Source organism: Janthinobacterium sp. BHSEK, from assembly GCF_056174685.1.
Window position 1 is genome coordinate 1 of sequence record NZ_JBWBYV010000271.1, and the last position, 583, is coordinate 583.

Annotated in this window: 1 pseudogene; it reads left to right on the forward strand. The window is 57.1% G+C overall.

Going from position 1 to position 583, the window contains the following annotated elements:
• A pseudogene (locus AC0V2Y_RS28995) lies at window positions 1-508 on the forward strand (lipopolysaccharide biosynthesis protein); the annotation flags it as partial.
• Window positions 509-583 lie beyond the last annotated feature (75 nt).

The following is a 583-nucleotide window of genomic DNA, read 5'->3' on the forward strand; positions in this document are numbered from 1 at the left end:
TCCCGAGTCGGCACAAAATGCGCGTCAGCTGGTTACCGTTACGGAAGACAACGCCCGCTACTTGTCGCCCATTACGCAGTTGACGACCAGCGAAGTGCGGATCGTCGACCTCAAGGAAATCATCACCAAGGCCAAACGCGACCGCCAGCAGGCCGTACTGCTGCGCGACTACTACGACAAGGCGAGGGCGTTCATGAACCAGACACGCTCCGGTGAAGTCATCCTGCGCGGCCTGGAAGCGGTCAAGGAAGCAGCGTTCAAGAACAAGGATCTGAACGACGACACGATCAAGGAAGTCTACAACACCATCTCGATAGAAAACCAGAGCGCGCTAAGCCTGTATCTGGAAAAGAGCCGCTTCATTGCCGGCCCAAGCTTGCCTGAGCGGCGTTCGTCGCGCCTGTCGTCCGTCATCCTGACGAGCGGCCTGCTTGGATTGCTGTTTTCCGTCATTCTGGTATTCGGTAGCAAATGGTGGCGCGAGAACCGCCAGAAACTGAATTCCTGACCACATCGTTGCCTGACCGCTTCATGCCTTCCGGGAACGACGCCCGATGCACTGCATCGGGCGTTTTGCATACAA